18 protein-coding genes are annotated in these 17940 nt (G+C 62.0%); 7 read left to right on the top strand and 11 right to left on the bottom strand.

The genetic code is table 11. The features are described 5' to 3' along the window. Nucleotides 1–483 precede the first annotated feature (483 nt). From NKI67_RS25610 to NKI67_RS33915, 4 genes are all read left to right on the top strand, one after another. Nucleotides 484–1170: a response regulator gene (locus tag NKI67_RS25610; protein WP_023679590.1), complete on the top strand. Its 687-nt coding sequence runs from the start codon at nucleotides 484–486 to the stop codon at nucleotides 1168–1170. 425 nt (nucleotides 1171–1595) lie between these two features. Then, nucleotides 1596–2030, top strand: a complete 435-nt coding sequence (locus tag NKI67_RS25615; protein ID WP_352572603.1) for a DDE-type integrase/transposase/recombinase — start codon at nucleotides 1596–1598, stop codon at nucleotides 2028–2030. Between the two features lie 13 nt (nucleotides 2031–2043). Next, nucleotides 2044–2385, top strand: a complete 342-nt coding sequence (locus tag NKI67_RS25620; RefSeq protein WP_352647558.1) for a hypothetical protein — start codon at nucleotides 2044–2046, stop codon at nucleotides 2383–2385. A gap of 17 nt (nucleotides 2386–2402) precedes the next feature. Further along, the gene (locus NKI67_RS33915; protein ID WP_502909361.1) at nucleotides 2403–2843 is read left to right on the top strand and encodes a hypothetical protein; all 441 of its coding nucleotides are present in this window, start codon (nucleotides 2403–2405) and stop codon (nucleotides 2841–2843) included. Nucleotides 2844–3229: 386 nt separating this feature from the next. On the opposite strand, the gene groL is transcribed toward NKI67_RS33915, so the two are convergent. The 11 genes from groL to NKI67_RS25680 form a co-directional block, all read right to left on the bottom strand. Further along, on the bottom strand, nucleotides 3230–4894 hold the full coding sequence (gene groL, locus NKI67_RS25630; protein WP_352647506.1) for a chaperonin GroEL: 1665 nt from the start codon (nucleotides 4892–4894) through the stop codon (nucleotides 3230–3232). Nucleotides 4895–4957: 63 nt separating this feature from the next. Further along, complete coding sequence (gene groES / locus NKI67_RS25635) at nucleotides 4958–5254, bottom strand: co-chaperone GroES (RefSeq protein WP_019863563.1); 297 nt, start codon at nucleotides 5252–5254, stop codon at nucleotides 4958–4960. Nucleotides 5255–5684: 430 nt separating this feature from the next. Further along, nucleotides 5685–6668 carry a 3-oxopimeloyl-[acyl-carrier-protein] synthase BioZ gene (bioZ, locus tag NKI67_RS25640; RefSeq protein WP_352647508.1) on the bottom strand — a complete coding sequence of 328 codons (984 nt, stop codon included), beginning with the start codon at nucleotides 6666–6668 and terminating at the stop codon, nucleotides 5685–5687. Beyond that, on the bottom strand, nucleotides 6665–7930 hold the full coding sequence (locus tag NKI67_RS25645) for an adenosylmethionine--8-amino-7-oxononanoate transaminase (RefSeq protein WP_352647510.1): 1266 nt from the start codon (nucleotides 7928–7930) through the stop codon (nucleotides 6665–6667). The genes bioZ and NKI67_RS25645 overlap by 4 nt, the downstream gene beginning before the upstream one ends. Further along, a complete protein-coding gene (gene bioD / locus NKI67_RS25650; protein ID WP_023673640.1) occupies nucleotides 7930–8565 on the bottom strand; it encodes a dethiobiotin synthase in 636 nt (211 codons plus the stop codon). The genes NKI67_RS25645 and bioD overlap by 1 nt, the downstream gene beginning before the upstream one ends. After that, on the bottom strand, nucleotides 8562–9716 hold the full coding sequence (locus NKI67_RS25655; protein ID WP_352480283.1) for an 8-amino-7-oxononanoate synthase: 1155 nt from the start codon (nucleotides 9714–9716) through the stop codon (nucleotides 8562–8564). Before NKI67_RS25655 ends, bioD begins: the two co-directional genes overlap by 4 nt. Beyond that, complete coding sequence (bioB, locus tag NKI67_RS25660) at nucleotides 9713–10711, bottom strand: biotin synthase BioB (protein WP_352480294.1); 999 nt, start codon at nucleotides 10709–10711, stop codon at nucleotides 9713–9715. The genes NKI67_RS25655 and bioB overlap by 4 nt, the downstream gene beginning before the upstream one ends. Before the next feature lie 95 nt (nucleotides 10712–10806). Further along, nucleotides 10807–11661, bottom strand: a complete 855-nt coding sequence (gene nadC / locus NKI67_RS25665; protein ID WP_352469119.1) for a carboxylating nicotinate-nucleotide diphosphorylase — start codon at nucleotides 11659–11661, stop codon at nucleotides 10807–10809. Next, complete coding sequence (locus tag NKI67_RS25670; RefSeq protein ID WP_352595626.1) at nucleotides 11661–13202, bottom strand: L-aspartate oxidase; 1542 nt, start codon at nucleotides 13200–13202, stop codon at nucleotides 11661–11663. Before NKI67_RS25670 ends, nadC begins: the two co-directional genes overlap by 1 nt. Next, nucleotides 13199–14173: a quinolinate synthase NadA gene (gene nadA, locus NKI67_RS25675; RefSeq protein ID WP_352480282.1), complete on the bottom strand. Its 975-nt coding sequence runs from the start codon at nucleotides 14171–14173 to the stop codon at nucleotides 13199–13201. The genes NKI67_RS25670 and nadA overlap by 4 nt, the downstream gene beginning before the upstream one ends. 66 nt (nucleotides 14174–14239) lie before the next feature. Then, complete coding sequence (locus NKI67_RS25680) at nucleotides 14240–15208, bottom strand: NUDIX hydrolase (RefSeq protein WP_352647551.1); 969 nt, start codon at nucleotides 15206–15208, stop codon at nucleotides 14240–14242. A 173-nt stretch (nucleotides 15209–15381) separates the two neighbouring features. Here NKI67_RS25680 and panB point away from each other — a divergent pair, with 173 nt between their 5' ends. The 3 genes from panB to NKI67_RS25695 all read left to right on the top strand — a co-directional run bounded on the left by panB (nucleotide 15382) and on the right by NKI67_RS25695 (nucleotide 17919). Further along, nucleotides 15382–16242, top strand: a complete 861-nt coding sequence (panB, locus tag NKI67_RS25685) for a 3-methyl-2-oxobutanoate hydroxymethyltransferase (RefSeq protein WP_352480281.1) — start codon at nucleotides 15382–15384, stop codon at nucleotides 16240–16242. Continuing rightward, complete coding sequence (gene panC, locus NKI67_RS25690) at nucleotides 16239–17099, top strand: pantoate--beta-alanine ligase (RefSeq protein ID WP_352480280.1); 861 nt, start codon at nucleotides 16239–16241, stop codon at nucleotides 17097–17099. The genes panB and panC overlap by 4 nt, the downstream gene beginning before the upstream one ends. A 94-nt stretch (nucleotides 17100–17193) precedes the next feature. After that, entirely contained in the window at nucleotides 17194–17919 is a 726-nt protein-coding gene (locus NKI67_RS25695; protein WP_352480279.1) for a LuxR family transcriptional regulator, read from the top strand. Nucleotides 17920–17940: the final 21 nt, after the last annotated feature.

Raw genomic sequence — 17940 nt, forward strand, 5'->3', positions numbered from 1 at the left:
GTGCCGATGCCTGCTTCAAAAGCGGCATCGACACCCGGCAGGTCGTACCCTTGATTTACCTAGCCGCGCTCAATGAGTGTCTTCAAAGCCGCCGAACGTGGTTCGGAATGACCGGTGGTAAATCGGGAAGTGCCCTATAGGGAATCCTCCTGGTATTGCCTCCAGGGGGTCCTCTCAATGAACAAAGCCGCAACCTGCCCTTGCGACCTCAGCTGGAGTTTGCGACGCAACCCATAGGAGGATCGATGCGCAGAGAAATCGCAGGCAGAGTCGGTGGCATTGTGGGCTGGCCGACCGACGGTTTCAGCCCGTCAACAGGTCTTCACGTGTTCCATCCCCGACTATTGCAGGCGTGCGGCTTGCATGCTCCCGCGATCACCCATCGGAAAGAGCGTTACGAACACTACGAAGAGTTGCGCGACTTCCGCTGTCGCCCCGGTCTTACAGCGGACGGTGACCTGTCCGACCTTGATAGGACGTGAAATGCGAACGCTGCTCATTGATCATCATGTGGATCTTACGCGCGCTGTGCGAGTTGCGCTCGGGGATAGCGGTTTTGCCGTTGATGTAGTTGGCAACCTGGAACAGGCGTCGAGGGCATTTTGTTGCGCAACCTATGAAATTCTCCTGCTGGAGTTGGCTCTGCCAGATGGCGATGGCTTGGGCTGGCTGAGACAGCTAAGGAGCAACGGGCATTCAGTTCCAACCCTCATTATGAGTAGCATCAACGATCTCGAGAAGCGGATTGCAATTTTCAACGGTGGCGCGGACGACTTTCTGCTCAAGCCCGTCTCTTTCGATGAGCTCATCGCCAGAATGAGAGCCATTCTGCGCCGGTCGACACAGGTGACCGACCCCATCGTTGTATTTGGCAATCTCAATTTCGATCCGATCGGCCGACAGGTTTCCGTCTCGGGTCATCCTCTGAAGATCGCACGCCGCGAACTATGTATTTTAGAGCATCTGCTTATCCGTGCAGGCCGCATCGTGCCTCGTGCGCAGTTGGAAGATCACCTCTATTCGTTCAACGACGAGGTATCTGCCAACGCGCTTGAAGTCGGAATCTATCGCTTACGTGGACACCTGAGTAGGTCAGGTGCAACGCCACGTATCACGACCATGCGCGGCATTGGTTACATTCTTGAATTGACTGAGGCGGCATCCGCATAGTTGGTCTAAATTGAAAGAACAGACTGCCTGCCCGTCGTCAGGTTGAGCTTGTGGCCATAATGGACATCGCGGCCGCCCTTGACGATGGTGTCGGCATGCGGTTCGAACGGCTCTGTCGCAAACCTTTTTGTAAGCGAGCATGGCAAGAAAAACGCCTCAGCTGTGGAGGAGCACGTGATGTTCAAGGGCCGCCATTTCGACCAGTCGGTGATCCTGCTGTGCGTGCGCTGGTACCTGGCCTACACTCTGAGCCTGCGCGATCTGGAAGAGATGATGGCCGAACGCGTTGAAGGTCGACCACTCCACTGTGCATCGCTGGGTTGCCCACTTCTCGCCGCAGCTGCTGGAGCGCTTCAACCGGCGCAAGCGTGTGGTCGGCAGCAAGTGGCATTGGACGAGACGTACATCAAGGTCCGCGGCCATGGATGTATCTCTACCGCGCTATCGACATCCTCGGCGATACGGTCGAGTTCTTCTTTAGCGAAAACCGTAACCTGGTGGCGGCCCAACGCTTCCTCCGCAAGGCGCTGACGCGCCATGGCCGGCCGGAGCGCATCGTCATCGACGGCAGCCAGACCAATTACGAAGCAATCCTTTCCTGCGACGCTGAAAGCCGGCTGCGGCAGCGATCGCGGCGACCGCTGAAGCCGATCCGCTCCGCAATAGCCGGCATCTCAACAATCGGATCGAACAGGATCACCGGCGTATCAAGCCGCATTCGATCCATGCTCGGCTTCAAGTCGCATGCGAACGACGTGGTTATCCTCTCCGGCATCGAGATGATCCACATGATGGGCAAGCGACAGGCGAGGTATGCCTACAAGTCTGTCGATCGCTGTTTCGATCTCCTCGCTGCCTGACGGACAGGCCGAAATGGCCGTTCACAACCCCATTTCCAGGTTTGCGACAGAGCCTTTTGTCGGCGTTGCCGGCTTCGAAGGGCCGGTGCGCGCCGAGCGCATCAAGATCACCCCCGGCCACCTTGCTGCGGCCACTCGCCGAGTACGAGGCGGTGGCCGGAGGGAGCTGGTGATGACGACCCTAGATCATGACCTGCTGATCGCAATCCTGGATCGGCTGAAGTTGACGGCGATCCGCGACCAGCTCGACACGCTCATGTCGAGCAAGATCGCGCAGTTCACGTTTGTCCGCGAACTCGACGGCTTCGGCTTCGACGCGCAGCCATCGGTCTGCTTCAGCCAAACGTATTCATAGGTATGGGACAGGCTGCTATGTCCGCCACCCACGCCTGCTCCGAGGCCCTCCAGGGCAATGGTCTGAGACCTGGGCTCAAGCCCTTCGGCGAGGAGGATGAGACGCCGCTGGAGCTCGGGTGCAAGCGCTGCCACGCCCGCTCCGAGGCCCCACAAGGCCGAAGCGCAGTCGTCGGGATCACGAGGCCCCTCGGCCACGACGACGAGACGCTGCTGGAGCCCGGTTGCAAGGCTGCCACAGATGGCCTGAACCTGAATCCGCCTTTCTTGAGGCGTTGCGACTATCATCGCGGCGACACGCAGCTCTTGATTTGTGTGCGAAATCCTCAGCAGATCCATCGGGCTGAGCCGCTCAGCAATATCAACGAGAATGTCCAGCGGCAGATCAAGGATACTCAGAGCAGGAAACGCTTGATCTTGAGGCTCAGAGCGCGTCTGCTCCACTATAGAACAGGATGATTCACCGGGTCTTTCAACGCCAGCCGCCGGTTCCGATGAGAGAATTGTCCCTGATATCACGCTCGATGGAGTTAAATGCCGAGATGGGCGCCTTGCCACGCTCCTCAATGCCCCTCATGATTCACCGCCTATAGCTACCAACTGAATGAATCATCGTGATTGTCGCGCAGCGGAATCCTCAAGGATCGGGCAGTTCGTAGGGGGCGCCGGTTTGACCAGGTTGAGCCCGCGAATTGCTCGATCGGAGAAGATGCTAATTCTCGACCATGCGGTGAGGCTCGAACGAGATCCTCGGGACGCACTCCAAGGTGTCGATCATGTTCGGCACACAAGGAAAGGGCGGCATTGCTGCCGCCCTGTTCCGCTGTAGGTTGATAGGGGCTGGATTAAAAATCCATACCGCCCATCCCGCCCATGCCGCCCATACCGCCGCCGCCCATGCCGCCAGGCATGCCGCCGCCAGCCGACTCCTTCTTCGGAGCCTCCGCGATCATGGCTTCGGTGGTGACGAGCAGGCTGGCGACCGAGGCCGCGTCCTGGAGGGCAGTGCGCACGACCTTGACCGGATCGACGATACCCATGGCGATCATGTCGCCATATTCGCCGGTCTGGGCGTTGTAGCCGTAGGTCGCGCCCTTGTTGTCGAGGATCTTGCCGGCAACGATCGAAGCTTCCGCACCTGCGTTCGAAGCGATCTGACGGGCCGGAGCCTGCAGTGCACGACGAACGATGTTGATGCCGGCAGCCTGGTCGGCATTGACGCCGGTGACCTTGATGTTGGCCGAAGCGCGCAGCAGTGCGACGCCGCCGCCTGCAACGATGCCTTCTTCCACGGCCGCGCGGGTCGCGTTGAGGGCGTCGTCGACGCGGTCCTTCTTTTCCTTGACTTCGACTTCCGTCGCGCCGCCGACGCGGATCACCGCAACGCCGCCGGCGAGCTTCGCCAGACGTTCCTGCAGCTTCTCCTTGTCGTAGTCCGACGTGGTCTCTTCGATCTGCTGCTTGATCTGGGCAACGCGGCCCTGGATCTCGTCCTTCTTGCCGGCGCCGTCGACGATGGTGGTGTTCTCCTTGGAGATCGACACCTTCTTGGCGCGGCCGAGCATGTTGAGGCCGACATTCTCGAGCTTGATGCCGAGGTCTTCCGAAATGACCTGGCCACCGGTGAGGATGGCGATGTCTTCCAGCATGGCCTTTCGGCGATCACCGAAGCCCGGCGCCTTGACGGCGGCGATCTTCAGGCCACCGCGCAGCTTGTTGACGACCAGCGTGGCCAGAGCCTCGCCTTCGACGTCTTCCGAGATGATGAGCAGCGGCTTAGAGGTCTGCACGACGGCTTCGAGAACCGGCAGCATGGCCTGAAGGTTGGAGAGCTTCTTCTCGTGCAGGAGGATGTAGACGTCCTCGAGCTCGGCAACCATCTTGTCGGCGTTGGTGACGAAGTAGGGCGAGAGATAGCCGCGGTCGAACTGCATGCCTTCGACGACTTCCAGCTCGGTCTCGGCGGTCTTGGCTTCCTCAACCGTGATGACGCCTTCGTTGCCGACCTTCTGCATCGCTTCGGCGATCATCTTGCCGACCGACTCGTCGCCATTGCCGGCGATCGTGCCGACCTGGGCAACTTCCTCGGAGGTCTTGATCTTCTTGGCAGCGTTGCCGAGAGCCGCGACGACTTCGGTCACGGCCAGGTCGATGCCGCGCTTCAGGTCCATCGGGTTCATACCGGCGGCAACCGCCTTGTTACCTTCCTGGACGATCGACTGCGCCAGGACGGTCGCGGTCGTGGTGCCATCACCGGCGATGTCGTTGGTCTTCGAAGCAACTTCGCGGATCATCTGCGCGCCCATGTTTTCGAACTTGTCGGAAAGTTCGATTTCCTTGGCGACGGTGACGCCGTCCTTGGTGATGCGCGGTGCGCCGAACGACTTGTCGATGACGACGTTGCGGCCCTTGGGACCGAGGGTCACCTTCACCGCATCGGCGAGGATGTTGATGCCGTGAAGCATGCGCTCACGGGCATCGCGGGAGAATTTTACGTCTTTGGCAGCCATTTTTTAGCTCCTGGCAGGGGCTTGCGATCAAGCCCGAAATTCAGTTGACGGTGAGGCCGATAATCAGCCGATGATGCCCATAATGTCGGATTCCTTCATGATCAGAAGGTCTTCGCCATTGAGCTTGACTTCGGTGCCCGACCACTTGCCGAACAGGATGCGGTCGCCGGCCTTGACGTCCAGCGGGACCAGCTTGCCGGCTTCGTCGCGAGCGCCGGAGCCGACGGCGATGATCTCGCCTTCCTGCGGCTTTTCCTTCGCCGTATCCGGGATGATGATCCCGCCGGCGGTCTTGGATTCGGATTCGACCCGGCGTACGACCACGCGGTCATGCAGCGGCCGGAAATTCGACTTTGCCATTTTTGGATTTCCTTGGTGCGGATGTTGAACGGTGCTCCGTTGCCGGAGCATGCCTAGCACTCAGCCGAAGCGAGTGCTAACGCGGCAATGAGATAAGCCGCAGGCTCCTGCTAGTCAAGACGGAAGAGCAAAGAGCAAAGAGAAAAGAGAAGACAGCAAAGAGCAGCTAGCAAAGAGCGTGTAAGCATCGAGCCTTTTATGTGAACAATGTCGGGTATCCGACATATATGGGGCGGCTCACCCTTTGTAATTGAGCTTTATTCAGATGGTACGATTGGTGCAACGGGTGTTGCATTTGAACTCATCCAGAGGCTCGCACGGGTGGTGCTGCGTCAGCTTGGTCATGTCGAGCTTCAGAAGGCCATTTTGGCATTGGTTCTGTTGCTCCTATTGCCATTCATGACCAGTCCTGCGCGCGTTAGCCGGCCGGCTAGATTCCAACCACGAGAGCGCCGCCGCTGAGACCCGCACCCGCCGCCGCCAGAAGGATTTTCTCTCCTGGCTGGAATGGCTTCATCTGGTTGGCGAGCGAGAGCGACAGCGGGACCGTCGCGGCCGAAGAGTTGCCGTATTCGGCAATCGTCTTGACAATTGCTTGGTCCGCAATGCCGAGGTTTCTTCCGACCGCGCCGAAAATCCGAGTATTGGCCTGATGCGGCACAAACCGGCCGACATTGTGTGGCCGCACTCCCGCAGTGGCTAGCGCGGTTGTCGAGCAATCGGTCATCATCTCGACGGCCTTTGCGAACACTTCGCGCCCGTCGGTCATCGTCATCCGGGTCTGCCCGAGGTCGAGGTCGCCATGGAACGGCGTGTTGCTTCCTCCTGCGGGAATCTGGATCAGCCCGTAGCGCGAGCCGTCCGAAGCCACCGAGGCACCGAGAATGCCCTGATCAGCATCATCGCACTGACCGATCACCAGGGCGCCGGCGGCATCGGCGAACAAGACTGAGCTCGCGCGCTCGGCTGGATTGATGCGGCGGCTGAGGATGTTGGCGGCGATGACCAGCGCTGGTTTGCCATGCAGGCGGGTGAACCCGTCCGCAAACATGAGCGCATAGATGAAGCCGGCGCAGGCGCCGGTCAGATCGACCGCGCCTGCGCGGCCAAGGCCAAGCTTGTGTGCGACCAGCGGCGCGCTTGGCGGCAGAAGATGGTCGGGCGTCGAGGTGGCAAGCAACAGCAGACCGATGTCGTGGCGCGCAATACCGGCGTTCACCAGCGCCATGTCGCCAGCCCGGGTGGCAAGACCCGACAGCGTGTCTTCGTCCGTTGCCCAGAACCGCGAACGGATTCCGGTACGCCTTTCGATCCAGCCCGGCTCGAGGCCGAGATTGCTCTCGATCTCGGCATTGGCCACCTTGCGCCCAGGCACGTGATGGCCAAGTCCGAGAATGCGCGACGACTTGCTCACGGCCTGGACCCGAAGCGTTCCCCGGCCTCCTCGATGGCGTCATAGAGTCGTTCGAGCTCGTCGCCTGCGATGCAATAGGGTGGCAGAAGGTAGAGGACATTGCCGAGCGGGCGCACAAGCAGGCCGCGCTCGAGGAAGAAAGCGCGCAGCTTCGGACCAATCTGGGCGAGATAACCTGCGGAACCGGTTCGCAGGTCGAGCGCCGCGATCGTTCCCGTGGCTCGACAGTCGGCAAAATATGGATTGTCCCGAAAGCGTTGCAGCCCGACGGCCTGCATCACGCTCAAGGCCGTGATCCGCCCGGCCACTGGCTCGTCGCGCCAGATCTCGACATTGGCGAGTGCTGCCGCACAGGCAATCGGATTGGCGGTGTAGGAGCTCGAATGGAAAAACGTCTTCTTCCGGTCCTCGGAATAGTGCGCCCGGAAGATGGCATCGGTGACAAGCGTTACGGCCAGCGGGATGGTGCCGCCGGTCAAGCCTTTGGAGGTGCACAGGATATCTGGAGAAATCGATGCCTGCTCGCAGGCGAACATGGTTCCGGTGCGTCCCCAGCCGGTCATCACCTCGTCGGCGATCAGCAGCGAGCCGGAGGCCTCAGTGATCTTCTTCAATTCGGCGAGAACCGATGCTGGATACATCAGCATGCCGCCGGCGCCCAGCACCAGCGGCTCGACGATCAAGGCTGCGGCTCGTCGATCGCGGGTCACAGCCTCGAAACGATCCAGCGTCTCCTGCTCGTGCCCCGCGGCCGGAAAGGGGATGATGTCGACCTCGAACAGCAAGGGTTCGTAGGCGGCGTTGAACACGCCACGCGCACCGACGCTCATCGTTCCAATCGTGTCACCATGATAGCTGTGCTCCATGACGACGATGCGCGAGCGCGGCGCGCCGATGTTGCGGAAATAACCGAGCGCCATCTTCAGCGCGACTTCGACTGAGGTCGAGCCACTGTCGGAATAGAACACCCAGTCGAGTCCAGCGGGAGCGAGGCCGACAAGCGCCTTGGCCAAGCGCTCTGCCGGCTCGTGCGTGAAGCCCGCAAAGATAATCTGGTCGAGGCTCGACGCGGTTGTCTCGATTGCCTTCATGATGCGGGGATGGCGGTGGCCATGTGTGACGACCCACCAGGAGGAGATGGCGTCCAGGATGCGGGCGCCGTCGGCCCTGTGGAGATAGGCGCCCTCAGTCAGGACGATTTCTGGGATCGCAGGCTCGAGCGCGTGCTGGGTGAAGGGATGCCACACATGAGACTGCGACATCAGTCACCTCCAGTAATCGAGGCGAAGGCGAAGCCGGCAACCATTGCGTCCCTCAGTGTTTTGCCCGTCAGCACATCGAGGTGCGGCAGCCTGCCGAGCTGCGGCGCACCGCTGAATTCCACGATGGTCCGTTGCGTATCGGCCATCTCATCGCCGATGAAAGCGATGCCCGCCAACGGGATGGAGCGGGCGCGGAGCGCCTCGACCGATAGCAAGGTGTGGTTGATGGTGCCGAGTGTGGTGCGGGCGCACAGAATAACGGGCAGCCGCCATTCAGCGAAGATGTCGATTAACCTTGTGCGCCGGTTGAGCGGCACCATTAGGCCGCCGGAGCCTTCGATGACGAGCGGCGTCGGTAGGACGGGAAAAGCAAGATCGGCAGCCTTGATCGCCACGCCGTCGATCTCGGCCGAACGATGCGGCGACAGCGGGCTCCGCAAGCGGTAGGCTTCCGGCAGCACGCGCTCTGAGGGCAAGCCGGCAAGCCGCGCGACAACCTCGCTGTCGGTCTCGCCGTCGAGGCCCGATTGCACCGGTTTCCAGTAAAAGCCGTCCAGCAAACCGGCGAGCCCAGCCGCAAACACGGTCTTGCCAACTCCGGTATCCGTTCCGGTGATGACGATGCGTTGGGTCATATCGCCTCCGGTGATGTTTGGGCCAACACCTCGACCAGCGCCTCGACCATGGCGGAAATGTCGGCTTCGCCGATATTGAGCGTCAGTGAGATGCGCAGCCGCGACGTGCCCTCGGGCACGGTCGGCGGACGAATGCCGCGTATGTCGAAGCCGCGGGCCTGCAGTGCCGCCGCCACCGCCATTGCGCGGCTGACGTCGCCGATGACAACTGGCTGGATCTGCGAGCCGCTGGGCTTTACGCCGCAGCGCTCGACCAACTGGCGGCTCGCGAAAGCGACCCGCTCATGCAGCTGAATACGGCGCATGGGCTCGTCGGCGAGCATTGCGAGCGCTTCGCGCGCCGCGACCGCCATCAGCGGCGATGGCGCAGTAGCGTAGATGAATGGCCGGCATCGGTTGACGAGATAGTCGCACAGCGTTCGCGGCGCTGTGACCAGCGCGCCGGAAGCGCCGAGCGCCTTGCCGCATGTATGGAGCGCTATGATGTTGTCCCGGCCCTCGAAAGCGGCGGCAAGGCCGCGGCCATCCGGTCCCCAGACACCGGTGGCATGCGCCTCGTCGACGACGAGGAACGTCTCGTGCCGATCGGCAAGCGCGACGAGGCTCTCCATCGGCGCGCGGTCGCCATCCATGCTGTAAAGGCTTTCGACCGCGATCCAGACGCGCCCCATGCCGCCTTCGGCGCGCCAGCGGGTGATGACATCCTCGACAGCGTCGACGTCGTTGTGCCCGGCCAGCCTGGCCTCGGCGCGCCCGGCCTGTGCACCCTCACGCATGCTGGCATGGGCAAGTTCGTCGAGGATCAGCAGGTCACCCTTCTGCGGCAGGGCGGTCAGCAGAGCGAAATTGGCTATGTAGCCGCTGCCGAAGAACAGCGCGCGCTCGGTCCCGAAGAATGCCGCCGCGTCTGCCTCCAATTCCTCATGCTCCGGCGCGTTGCCACGCAACAGCCGCGACCCGGTGGCGCCAACCGACGTGCCCCGCGCGATCGCCGCCGCAACCGATTCGCCAAGTCTTTTGGAGGCGGCAAGCCCGAGATAGTCGTTCGACGAGAAGTCGAGGCCGGCGCGCGGCTTCAGCGTCCGCAGCCGGTCCTTGCGCGCCAGTCCCTGCAAGGTCGCCTCATAGCGGGCAAGCGGTGCCCCGTTCATTGCGCCTCGAGTTCCATCGGCTCGATGCCGAGGCGCCGGAACAGCAGGGTATCCTTGTCCTCGCCGGGATTGTCCGCCGTCAGCAGCGTGTCCCCGACGAAAATCGAATTGGCACCGGCAAAAAAGCACAGCGCCTGCATCTCGTCGGTCATGGCGGTGCGGCCGGCCGAAAGTCGGATATGCGATTTCGGCATCATGATGCGCGCCAGCGCGATCACGCGCACGAATTCGATCGGCTCGATCGGCTTGGCGTCGGCAAGCGGGGTGCCGGCGATCGGAATCAGCATGTTGATCGGAACGCTTTGCGGATGTTCCGGCAGATTGGCCAGCGTCACCAGCATGTCGATCCGGTCCACCGGCTCCTCGCCCATGCCGACAATGCCGCCGCAGCAGACCTTGATGCCGGATTGGCGAACGTGCTCGAGCGTCTCGAGCCGGTCGGCAAAGCTGCGCGTGCTGATGATCTCGCTATAGTAGCGTTCCGACGTATCGATGTTGTGGTTGTAGTAGTCGAGACCAGCCTGCTTCATTCGAGCGGCCTGCTCAAGATCGAGCATGCCGAGCGTCATACAGGTCTCCATGCCCAGCGCCTTGACGCCTTCGACCATCGCCACGACCGCATCCATGTCGCGCGCCTTGGGGTTTCGCCAGGCCGCGCCCATGCAATAGCGGGTTGCGCCGGCGTCACGCGCTTTCTTCGCCTCGACGATGACGCGCCTGACCTCCATCAGCTTCGACGCCTTCAGGCCGGTCTCGTGATGCGCCGACTGGCTACAATAGCCGCAATCCTCCGGGCATCTGCCCGTCTTGATGCTGAGCAGCCGGCTGAGCTGGACCTTGTTGGGATCGAAATTCTGGCGGTGCACGGTTTGCGCGAGGAAGAGGAGATTGTTGAAGGGGGCATCGTGAAGTGCCCGAGCCTTCTCCAGGGTCCACGCTCCAGGGTCAGGGGATTGAGCCTGTGGCGATGTCTGCGTTGGACTCGCTGTTTGCATGTCCATGCTGTTCCTCCGGTTCTGCCTTGCTTTGCTGTCTGATTGATGACGATCGGAAAGGACAGTTGATTCGATCCTGTTCGTTCCTCAGGCGATCATGAGCCCCAATAGTCGAGGCCGATATCCAGGATCGGCGCGCTGTGGGTCAGTCGGCCGACTGAAATCAGATCAACGCCGGTCGCGGCAATCGCTCGCGCTGTATCGGATGCGATCCCGCCAGAAGCCTCGGTGATAGCACGGCCGCCAACGATTGCGACGGCGCGGCGAAGATCGGCGAGGGACATGTTGTCGAGCAGAACCGCATCGGGAGCGAAGCCAAGTACCTCCTCCAACTGGGCCAGCGTATCGACCTCGACCTCGATCTTGACGAGATGACCGGCCCGTCTTCGTGCTCGCTCGAGCGCCGGGCGAACGCCGCCTGCGATGGCGATGTGGTTGTCCTTGATCAGAATTGCGTCGTCGAGGCCGAAGCGGTGATTGGATCCGCCACCTGCGCGCACCGCATACTTTTCGACTGCCCGCAATCCGGGCGTCGTCTTGCGCGTGCAGACGATCTTCGCGCCATATCCACGAACCGCAGCGACGATCGATGCCGTTGCTGTAGCGATGCCGCTCAGATGGCACAAAAAATTGAGTGCCGTCCGTTCGGCTGTGAGAATGGCCCGGGCAGGGCCAACCACTGATGCAATGACCTCTCCATCCATGACATTGGAGCCGTCTGCCCGCTCCACCGAGATTTCGATATCAGGATCAATCAAGCGGAAAGCGAGCATCGCCAGATCGAGGCCGGCGACAACTCCGGACTGGCGCGCCGCCAGCACGGTTCCCGCTTGGCGTTCCTTCGGGACGATGGCCTCCGTGGTCAAGTCGCCGGCTCTGCCAAGGTCTTCAAGAAGAGCTGCCCTTACAAGCGGCTCAAGCATGACCGTGGGAAGCGGTGAGAGCGTCATCACTTTGCCCCTTCGAGGCTTGGCGAGTGTCCGAGTTCCCGCGCAGCGGCCAAGGCGGCTTCGAGGGTGATTTCGGACCGTCGGGCGACAGTCGCATGATGAGGAAAGTCTGTCCGGTAATGAGCGCCGCGGCTTTCTTCGCGCAACAGGGCGGCAACCGCGATCATCAGCCCGGCAGCCGCCGGATCCGAGGCCGCGTCCTTGCTATCGGCGAGCGGCAATAAGGCACGTGCGGCTGCTTTTAAACCTTCACCATCCCGGACGATGCCGAGTGCGCGCGACAGGAAAACACGCACCGGAATCGGAGCGGGCGATGGGTAAACGTCCGCAAACGCAGGCTTTGTTCTGCGAGCAGGCGTTCCGGCAACACTTTCAGCGACCCAGCGCGCGCACACGACGGCCTCGGTCAAGGAATTGCTGGCGAGCCTGTTGGCGCCATGCAGTCCTGTCGAAGCGACTTCGCCGCAGGCCCACAGCCCCTTGACGGACGTCCTACCGGAGCAGTCCACGGCAACGCCACCCATGTGGTAGTGTTGGGCCGGACGAATGGGGATGAGATCGCGCGCGGGATTGATGCCGGCTCCACGACAGGCTGATGCGATTGTCGGGAAGTGTCGAGCAAATTCCGGGCCAGGCCGTTGCCGCGCGTCGAGAAAAACACGGTGGCCGTTGGCAAGATGGTTCCAGACGGCGCGCGCCAAGACATCACGAGGCGCAAGTTCCGCCCCTGGCACGCTCTGGAGAAAAGCCTGGCCGGTTTCGTCGATCAGGGCAGCACCTTCGCCGCGGACGGCCTCGCTGATCAGCACCATAGGGCGTTCCGGGCCGTCAAGCGCGGTCGGGTGGAACTGGATGAACTCGAGGTCGGCAAGGACAGCTCCAGCGCGGGCCGCAAGCGCCAGGCCCTGTCCGCAACTGCCCCAAGGATTGGTGGTGTCGAGAAACAGTCCCCCGATCCCACCGGTGGCGAGGACGACCCGCCGTGAGCCGAAGAAGACAGGTCCTGTCGAGCCGCTCGCCCAGACGCCTCGGATCGCATTCTCTCGCACCGCCAGCCGGCGCGCTTCCACGCCCTCCACGACAACAATCGACGGAGTGGAACGCACAGCCGCGATCAGGGCACGCATGATCTCACGCCCGGTGCCGTCACCATGCGCATGAACGATGCGACGTCGGCTGTGTGCGGCCTCCAATCCGAGGCACAGTGAACCTTTCGGCGTACGGTCGAAAGGAACCCCAAAGCCCGCAAGCCCCTCTATCGCCTTGGGCGCGGCTTGGAGGATGCGGCTCGCCACGTCTGTGTCGCAGAGACCATCCCCGGCGGCAAGTGTATCGGCCAGGTGCAGTGCTGGATCGTCGTCTTCGCCGAAACTTGCAGCCAGACCACCCTGTGCCCAGGTGCTCGAATTGTCAGCTCCCAGCAGCGTCCTGGACAGAAGAAGCACCGGCTCCGGCGCCAGTTGAAGCGCGGTCATCAGTCCGGCGATGCCGCCGCCGACGATGATGGGCCGCCCGAAGAAGCTGCGGATATCGGCGCTCAAATTGCCAGCATCCGTTCGACCGCAAGCCGCGCGCGCCCGGCGATCCCGGGTTCGATGGTTATGACATGGTGGTTCTGCTCGAGCGCCATGCGGATGTTGGCAAGCGTGATCCGCTTCATGTGCGGGCACAAATTGCAGGGCCGGATGAACTCGACCTCTGGGTGCGCTAACGCGACGTTGTCGCTCATCGAACATTCCGTCATCAGCACGACACGTGCCGGCCTTTGCCTTTCGACATAGTCGGACATGGCAGCGGTCGAGCCGGAAAAATCTGCTTCAGCCACGACGTCGGGCGGGCATTCGGGATGCGCGAGCACGATCACGCCGGGATGGCTTTCGCGCAACTCGCGGATGTCGGCCGGTGTAAAGCGCTCATGCACCTCGCAATGCCCTTTCCAGGCGATGATCTGCACATCGGTCTGGGCGGCGATATTCTGGGCCAGATATTCGTCCGGCAACATGATCACCTGGGGAACGCCAAGGGATTGGACGACCGCCTTGGCGTTGCCGGATGTACAGCAGATATCCGACTCGGCTTTCACTTCGGCCGACGTGTTGACATAAGTGATGATCGGCACGCCGGGATAACGCTGGCGCATCAAGCGCACGTCTTCTGCCGTGATCGATTCCGCCAACGAACAGCCTGCCCGCAGGTCGGGAATGAGCACCGTCTTTTGCGGATTGAGCAGCTTGGCCGTTTCGGCCATGAAATGTACGCCGGCCAGCACGATGACTTGCGCCTCAATCGTCGCAGCCTTGCGGGCCAGTGCCAAACTGTCGCCGACGATGTCGGCCACGCAATGGAAGATCTCGGGCGTCTGATAGTTGTGCGCCAGGATGATGGCGTTGCGCTCGCGCTTCAATGCAAGGATCGCCTCGATATCCTCGACGAAAGCCGGCCATTCGATCGGCGGGATCACTCGTCGGACGCGCTCGTAGAGAAACGCGGCCGTCGGCAGCATGGCGCTCATCGACCCCTCCAGCTTATACTCTAGTTGAAAATAACCAGCATATACTTGCTGTGAGTATAAGGGATGTCAACCCCGCGCCAGCGGCAATTTTGTCCCGGCGATGACCCTCTCGTCGAGAGCGGCGTGGCGGAACCGGTAAAGCTTCGCTGGCCGGCCGCCGGTCTCCGTGGTGGCCTCTCCGGTCTCTTCGACCAGCTCCTGCTGCTCGATCAGGCGGCGAAAGTTCGGCTTGTGGATGAGCCTGCCGGCGAGCGCCTCCACGGTTCGCTGCAGCTGCAAAAGCGTGAAGACCGGCGGCATCAGCTCAAAGACGACCGGCCGGTATTTGATCTTGGAGCGCAGCCGCGCAATGCCGGTCGCCACGATGCGGCGATGATCGGCGACCATAGACTTGCTGGGCACCAGCGGAGGCGGCGTCGCGTCCCGTCCGCTTCCGGCCTCTTGGACCAGGCCTGCTTCGTAGACCAACTCATAGCGTTGAAGCGTGAGTTCCTCGTTCCAAAAGCGGTCGTCGAAGCCGAAGGCTATCGTCGCCCGCTGCCAGCGTTCACGTCGCGCGGCCGCGTCGCTGACGCCGTCTGCCCATTCAATCAGGCGCGGTCGCAGAACGTCCAGCACGACCGGAGGCGTGCCCGAGCGGTGGTCCTCCCATGGAAAATATTCATACCAACTCTGCCAGCCGCACTTGGGCGAGCCAGCTGCCTGTTCCTTGCGGGTCAATGCGAGATAGCTGATGGAGATGACGCGCTGCTGGCGCTCGGCGCCGATGCGATCCCGATCGGCGAAGGTGTAGAGTTGCTCAATATACCCCAGCGGATGGCCGGTCTGCTGCTCGACCCACCCCCTCAAACCGGATTGCAGCGATCGGTGCTCAAGCGCAAATGGTCCGGAGGACAGGGTGTCCGCCTGGCCGATGGTGAGGACACAGGGTTCACCGTCGTTTACGGCGACGACAAAGGCGATCAGGTCCACTTTGACTTCGTCGGCCTTGACGGCGGCTCTGTCTTTCCTGGGTCCTTTTGCCTGATCGTCCATGTTCGCGAAAGTGGTTGGCCAGCTCGGGGGCGCCTGAATCGATTTAACTGTAAGCGCGCCTGTCAGCACGTCAACACCGCAAAGCTGCACGGCCATTTTTAGCTCTTCGCACTTGCACAAAAATGTGGCAAACGCGACACCCGCGGTTGGTAACGTTGGGGAAGGAGGTTCCATTGAGTGCGTTTGGTGACACCAAGGCGATCACACCGCCGGATATTCGTTCGCGTAAAGGTGGGACGCCGCTCGTCTGCCTTACCGCCTACACGACGCCAGTCGCCCGGCTCGTCGATCCCCATTGCGATGTGGTGCTGGTCGGCGACAGCGTCGGCATGGTTCTCCACGGCCTGCCCTCCACGCTCGGTGTGACGCTGGAGATGATGATCACGCACGGCCAGGCCGTGCGCCGTGGCCTCGAGCAGGCGCTGATGGTCGTCGACTTGCCGTTCGGTTCCTTCGAGGAAAGCCCCGAGCAGGCTTTCCGCAATGCCGCGCGCGTCATGGCCGAGACCGGCTGCGGGGCCGTCAAGCTCGAAGGCGGCGAAACGATGGCAGAGACGATCGGCTTCCTCGCCGCGCGCGGCGTGCCGGTCATGGCCCATGTCGGCTTGACGCCGCAGGCGATCAACACCATCGGTGGCTACCGCGTGCAGGGCAGAGGCGGGGATGCCGAGCGCATCAGGCGCGACGCGCTTGCGGTGAGCGAAGCGGGCGCCTTTGCGGTCGTGCTGGAGAAGGTTCCCGAGGCGCTCGCCCGCCGGATTACCGGGGAGGTGGCGACCCCGACCATTGGCATCGGTGCCTCGGCAGCCTGTGACGGCCAGATTCTCGTCGTCGACGACATGCTGGGCCTCTTCGGCGACTTCCGGCCCAAATTCGTCAAGCGCTACGCTGAACTGGGGGAGGCCGCTGCGGCTGCGATCGCGGCCTATGCGCGGGAAGTGAAGGAGCGCCAGTTTCCGGCCGCCGAGCACGTGTTTGCCGATGCGCCCAAGCCCGCCGACGCGGACGCCACCAAGAGCGGAGAAGCAGCGTGAGCGTGCCGATTGTCAGGAGCGTTGCCCAGCTTCGCCAAATCGTCGCCGCATGGCGCCGCGAGGGCGTGAGGATTGCCGTCGTGCCAACGATGGGCGTCCTGCATGAGGGCCATCTCAGCCTGGTGCGCGCGGCACTCGTGAAGGCCGACCGGGTGATCGTGACGCTCTTCGTCAACCCGAAGCAATTCAACAGCCAGGCCGATCTCGCCGCGTATCCGAGCACTGAGGACGAGGATGCCGCCAAGCTGGCACCGCTTGGCGCGCACCTGCTTTATGCGCCGGATGCAGAGGAGATGTATCCGGCGGCCTTCGCCACGACCGTTTCGGTCTCCGGTGTCAGCGAGGGTCTGTGCGGTGCCTTCCGGCCGGGACATTTCGATGGCGTGGCGACCGTCGTCTCCAAGCTCTTCCTGCAGACCAGCGCTGACTTCGGCTTCTTTGGCGAAAAGGACTTTCAGCAGCTTCAGCTAGTCAGGCGTATGGCCCGGGACCTGGATATTCCAATCACCATTGTTCCTTGTCCGACAATCCGCGAAGCCGACGGTCTTGCACTATCATCGCGCAATGTCCGGCTCTCGCCAGCAGAGCGTGCTGTTGCCCCCGAGCTACCATCGGTCTTGCTCGAGACGGCTGAGCGGCTTGCCCGCGGCTCGCCCGTCCTGCCAACGCTTGCCGAAGCGCGCGCAGCAATTCTGGCTGCAGGCTATCGCGAGGTCGAATACCTAGAACTTCGCGACGAGGCAGATCTGCGACCGATGACAAGCCTTGACCAACCGGCACGCTTGCTTGTCGCGGCCTGGCTCGGCGGCACACGTCTCATAGACAACGTCAGAATATCACGGGTTTCACCAGATTAACGGGGTCCTCGGCACGCCCTGTATCCGTCCGGGATTGTTTAAAACAAGGTCTCTGCCTGGCATCGAGCGATCACGGAGGTTACGCAAAGCTCAAATGCATCGCGTGTTTGAGAACTTCGTCGAGCAACTGTCTGCAAGTGTTGATGCTGCCGATCTCCGTGAGGCAATGGCATCCGCTGCAGCCGGCTTCGATTTTCCGCTATTCGCCTATTTCACTTACCCGTCGGCCTCCGGCGACGCCCCGCAATTGATCTCAAACTATCCATCATCCTGGACATCACGTTATCTGCAACAGCGGTACCACAGTCTTGATCCGGTCATCCTGCGCGGGCTGCAAGGCTGGGATACCTTCGATTGGGGTGTGGATCGCGCTCGGCACTGTCTGCCGAATTCGCAGCAACAAATTCTGGAGAGTGCGGCTGAGTTTGGCATCCGCGGCGGCCTGACGATATCCATGCATGATCATTGCGGCCGGTTTGCTGCCCTGACCTTTGCTTCCGACGAGTCCCGCCCGCCTCTGTTGCGGTCACTGACACGTTACGAAAAAGCATTGCAGCTGGTGGCCATCAACTTTCATATCCATGTCCGGCGCAGGCTCGCCGACGATCGCGTGGTGGATGGTGTAACGCTCACCCCGCGGGAGTTCGAGTGCCTGAAATGGGCGGCGCGCGGCAAGTCGGCTTGGGTTATCAGCCAGCTTCTCGGCGTCTCAAAGCGCACCGTGACCTTTCATCTGGAAAACGCCAAGGCAAAGCTTGGCGTTCGAACGATCAACCAGGCCGTTGCACGACTGGTTGCCTCCGGCCAGGCGAGATCCTGATTCTTCTGCCACGATAGCTGT

It is taken from the genome of Mesorhizobium sp. M0408, assembly GCF_040321495.1.
Lineage (GTDB): Bacteria > Pseudomonadota > Alphaproteobacteria > Rhizobiales > Rhizobiaceae > Mesorhizobium.

Bases quoted from the DNA above. Each gene is read 5' to 3' on its own strand.
- NKI67_RS25610 (WP_023679590.1), top strand. From the start codon at position 484: ATGCGAACGCTGCTCATTGATCATCATGTGGATCTTACGCGCGCTGTG.
- NKI67_RS25615 (WP_352572603.1), top strand. From the start codon at position 1,596: ATGTATCTCTACCGCGCTATCGACATCCTCGGCGATACGGTCGAGTTC.
- NKI67_RS25620 (WP_352647558.1), top strand. From the start codon at position 2,044: ATGGCCGTTCACAACCCCATTTCCAGGTTTGCGACAGAGCCTTTTGTC.
- NKI67_RS33915 (WP_502909361.1), top strand. From the start codon at position 2,403: ATGTCCGCCACCCACGCCTGCTCCGAGGCCCTCCAGGGCAATGGTCTG.
- groL (WP_352647506.1), bottom strand. From the start codon at position 4,894: ATGGCTGCCAAAGACGTAAAATTCTCCCGCGATGCCCGTGAGCGCATG.
- groES (WP_019863563.1), bottom strand. From the start codon at position 5,254: ATGGCAAAGTCGAATTTCCGGCCGCTGCATGACCGCGTGGTCGTACGC.
- NKI67_RS25645 (WP_352647510.1), bottom strand. From the start codon at position 7,930: ATGTCGCAGTCTCATGTGTGGCATCCCTTCACCCAGCACGCGCTCGAG.
- bioD (WP_023673640.1), bottom strand. From the start codon at position 8,565: ATGACCCAACGCATCGTCATCACCGGAACGGATACCGGAGTTGGCAAG.
- NKI67_RS25655 (WP_352480283.1), bottom strand. From the start codon at position 9,716: ATGAACGGGGCACCGCTTGCCCGCTATGAGGCGACCTTGCAGGGACTG.
- bioB (WP_352480294.1), bottom strand. From the start codon at position 10,711: ATGCAAACAGCGAGTCCAACGCAGACATCGCCACAGGCTCAATCCCCT.
- nadC (WP_352469119.1), bottom strand. From the start codon at position 11,661: ATGACGCTCTCACCGCTTCCCACGGTCATGCTTGAGCCGCTTGTAAGG.
- nadA (WP_352480282.1), bottom strand. From the start codon at position 14,173: ATGAGCGCCATGCTGCCGACGGCCGCGTTTCTCTACGAGCGCGTCCGA.
- NKI67_RS25680 (WP_352647551.1), bottom strand. From the start codon at position 15,208: ATGGACGATCAGGCAAAAGGACCCAGGAAAGACAGAGCCGCCGTCAAG.
- NKI67_RS25695 (WP_352480279.1), top strand. From the start codon at position 17,194: ATGCATCGCGTGTTTGAGAACTTCGTCGAGCAACTGTCTGCAAGTGTT.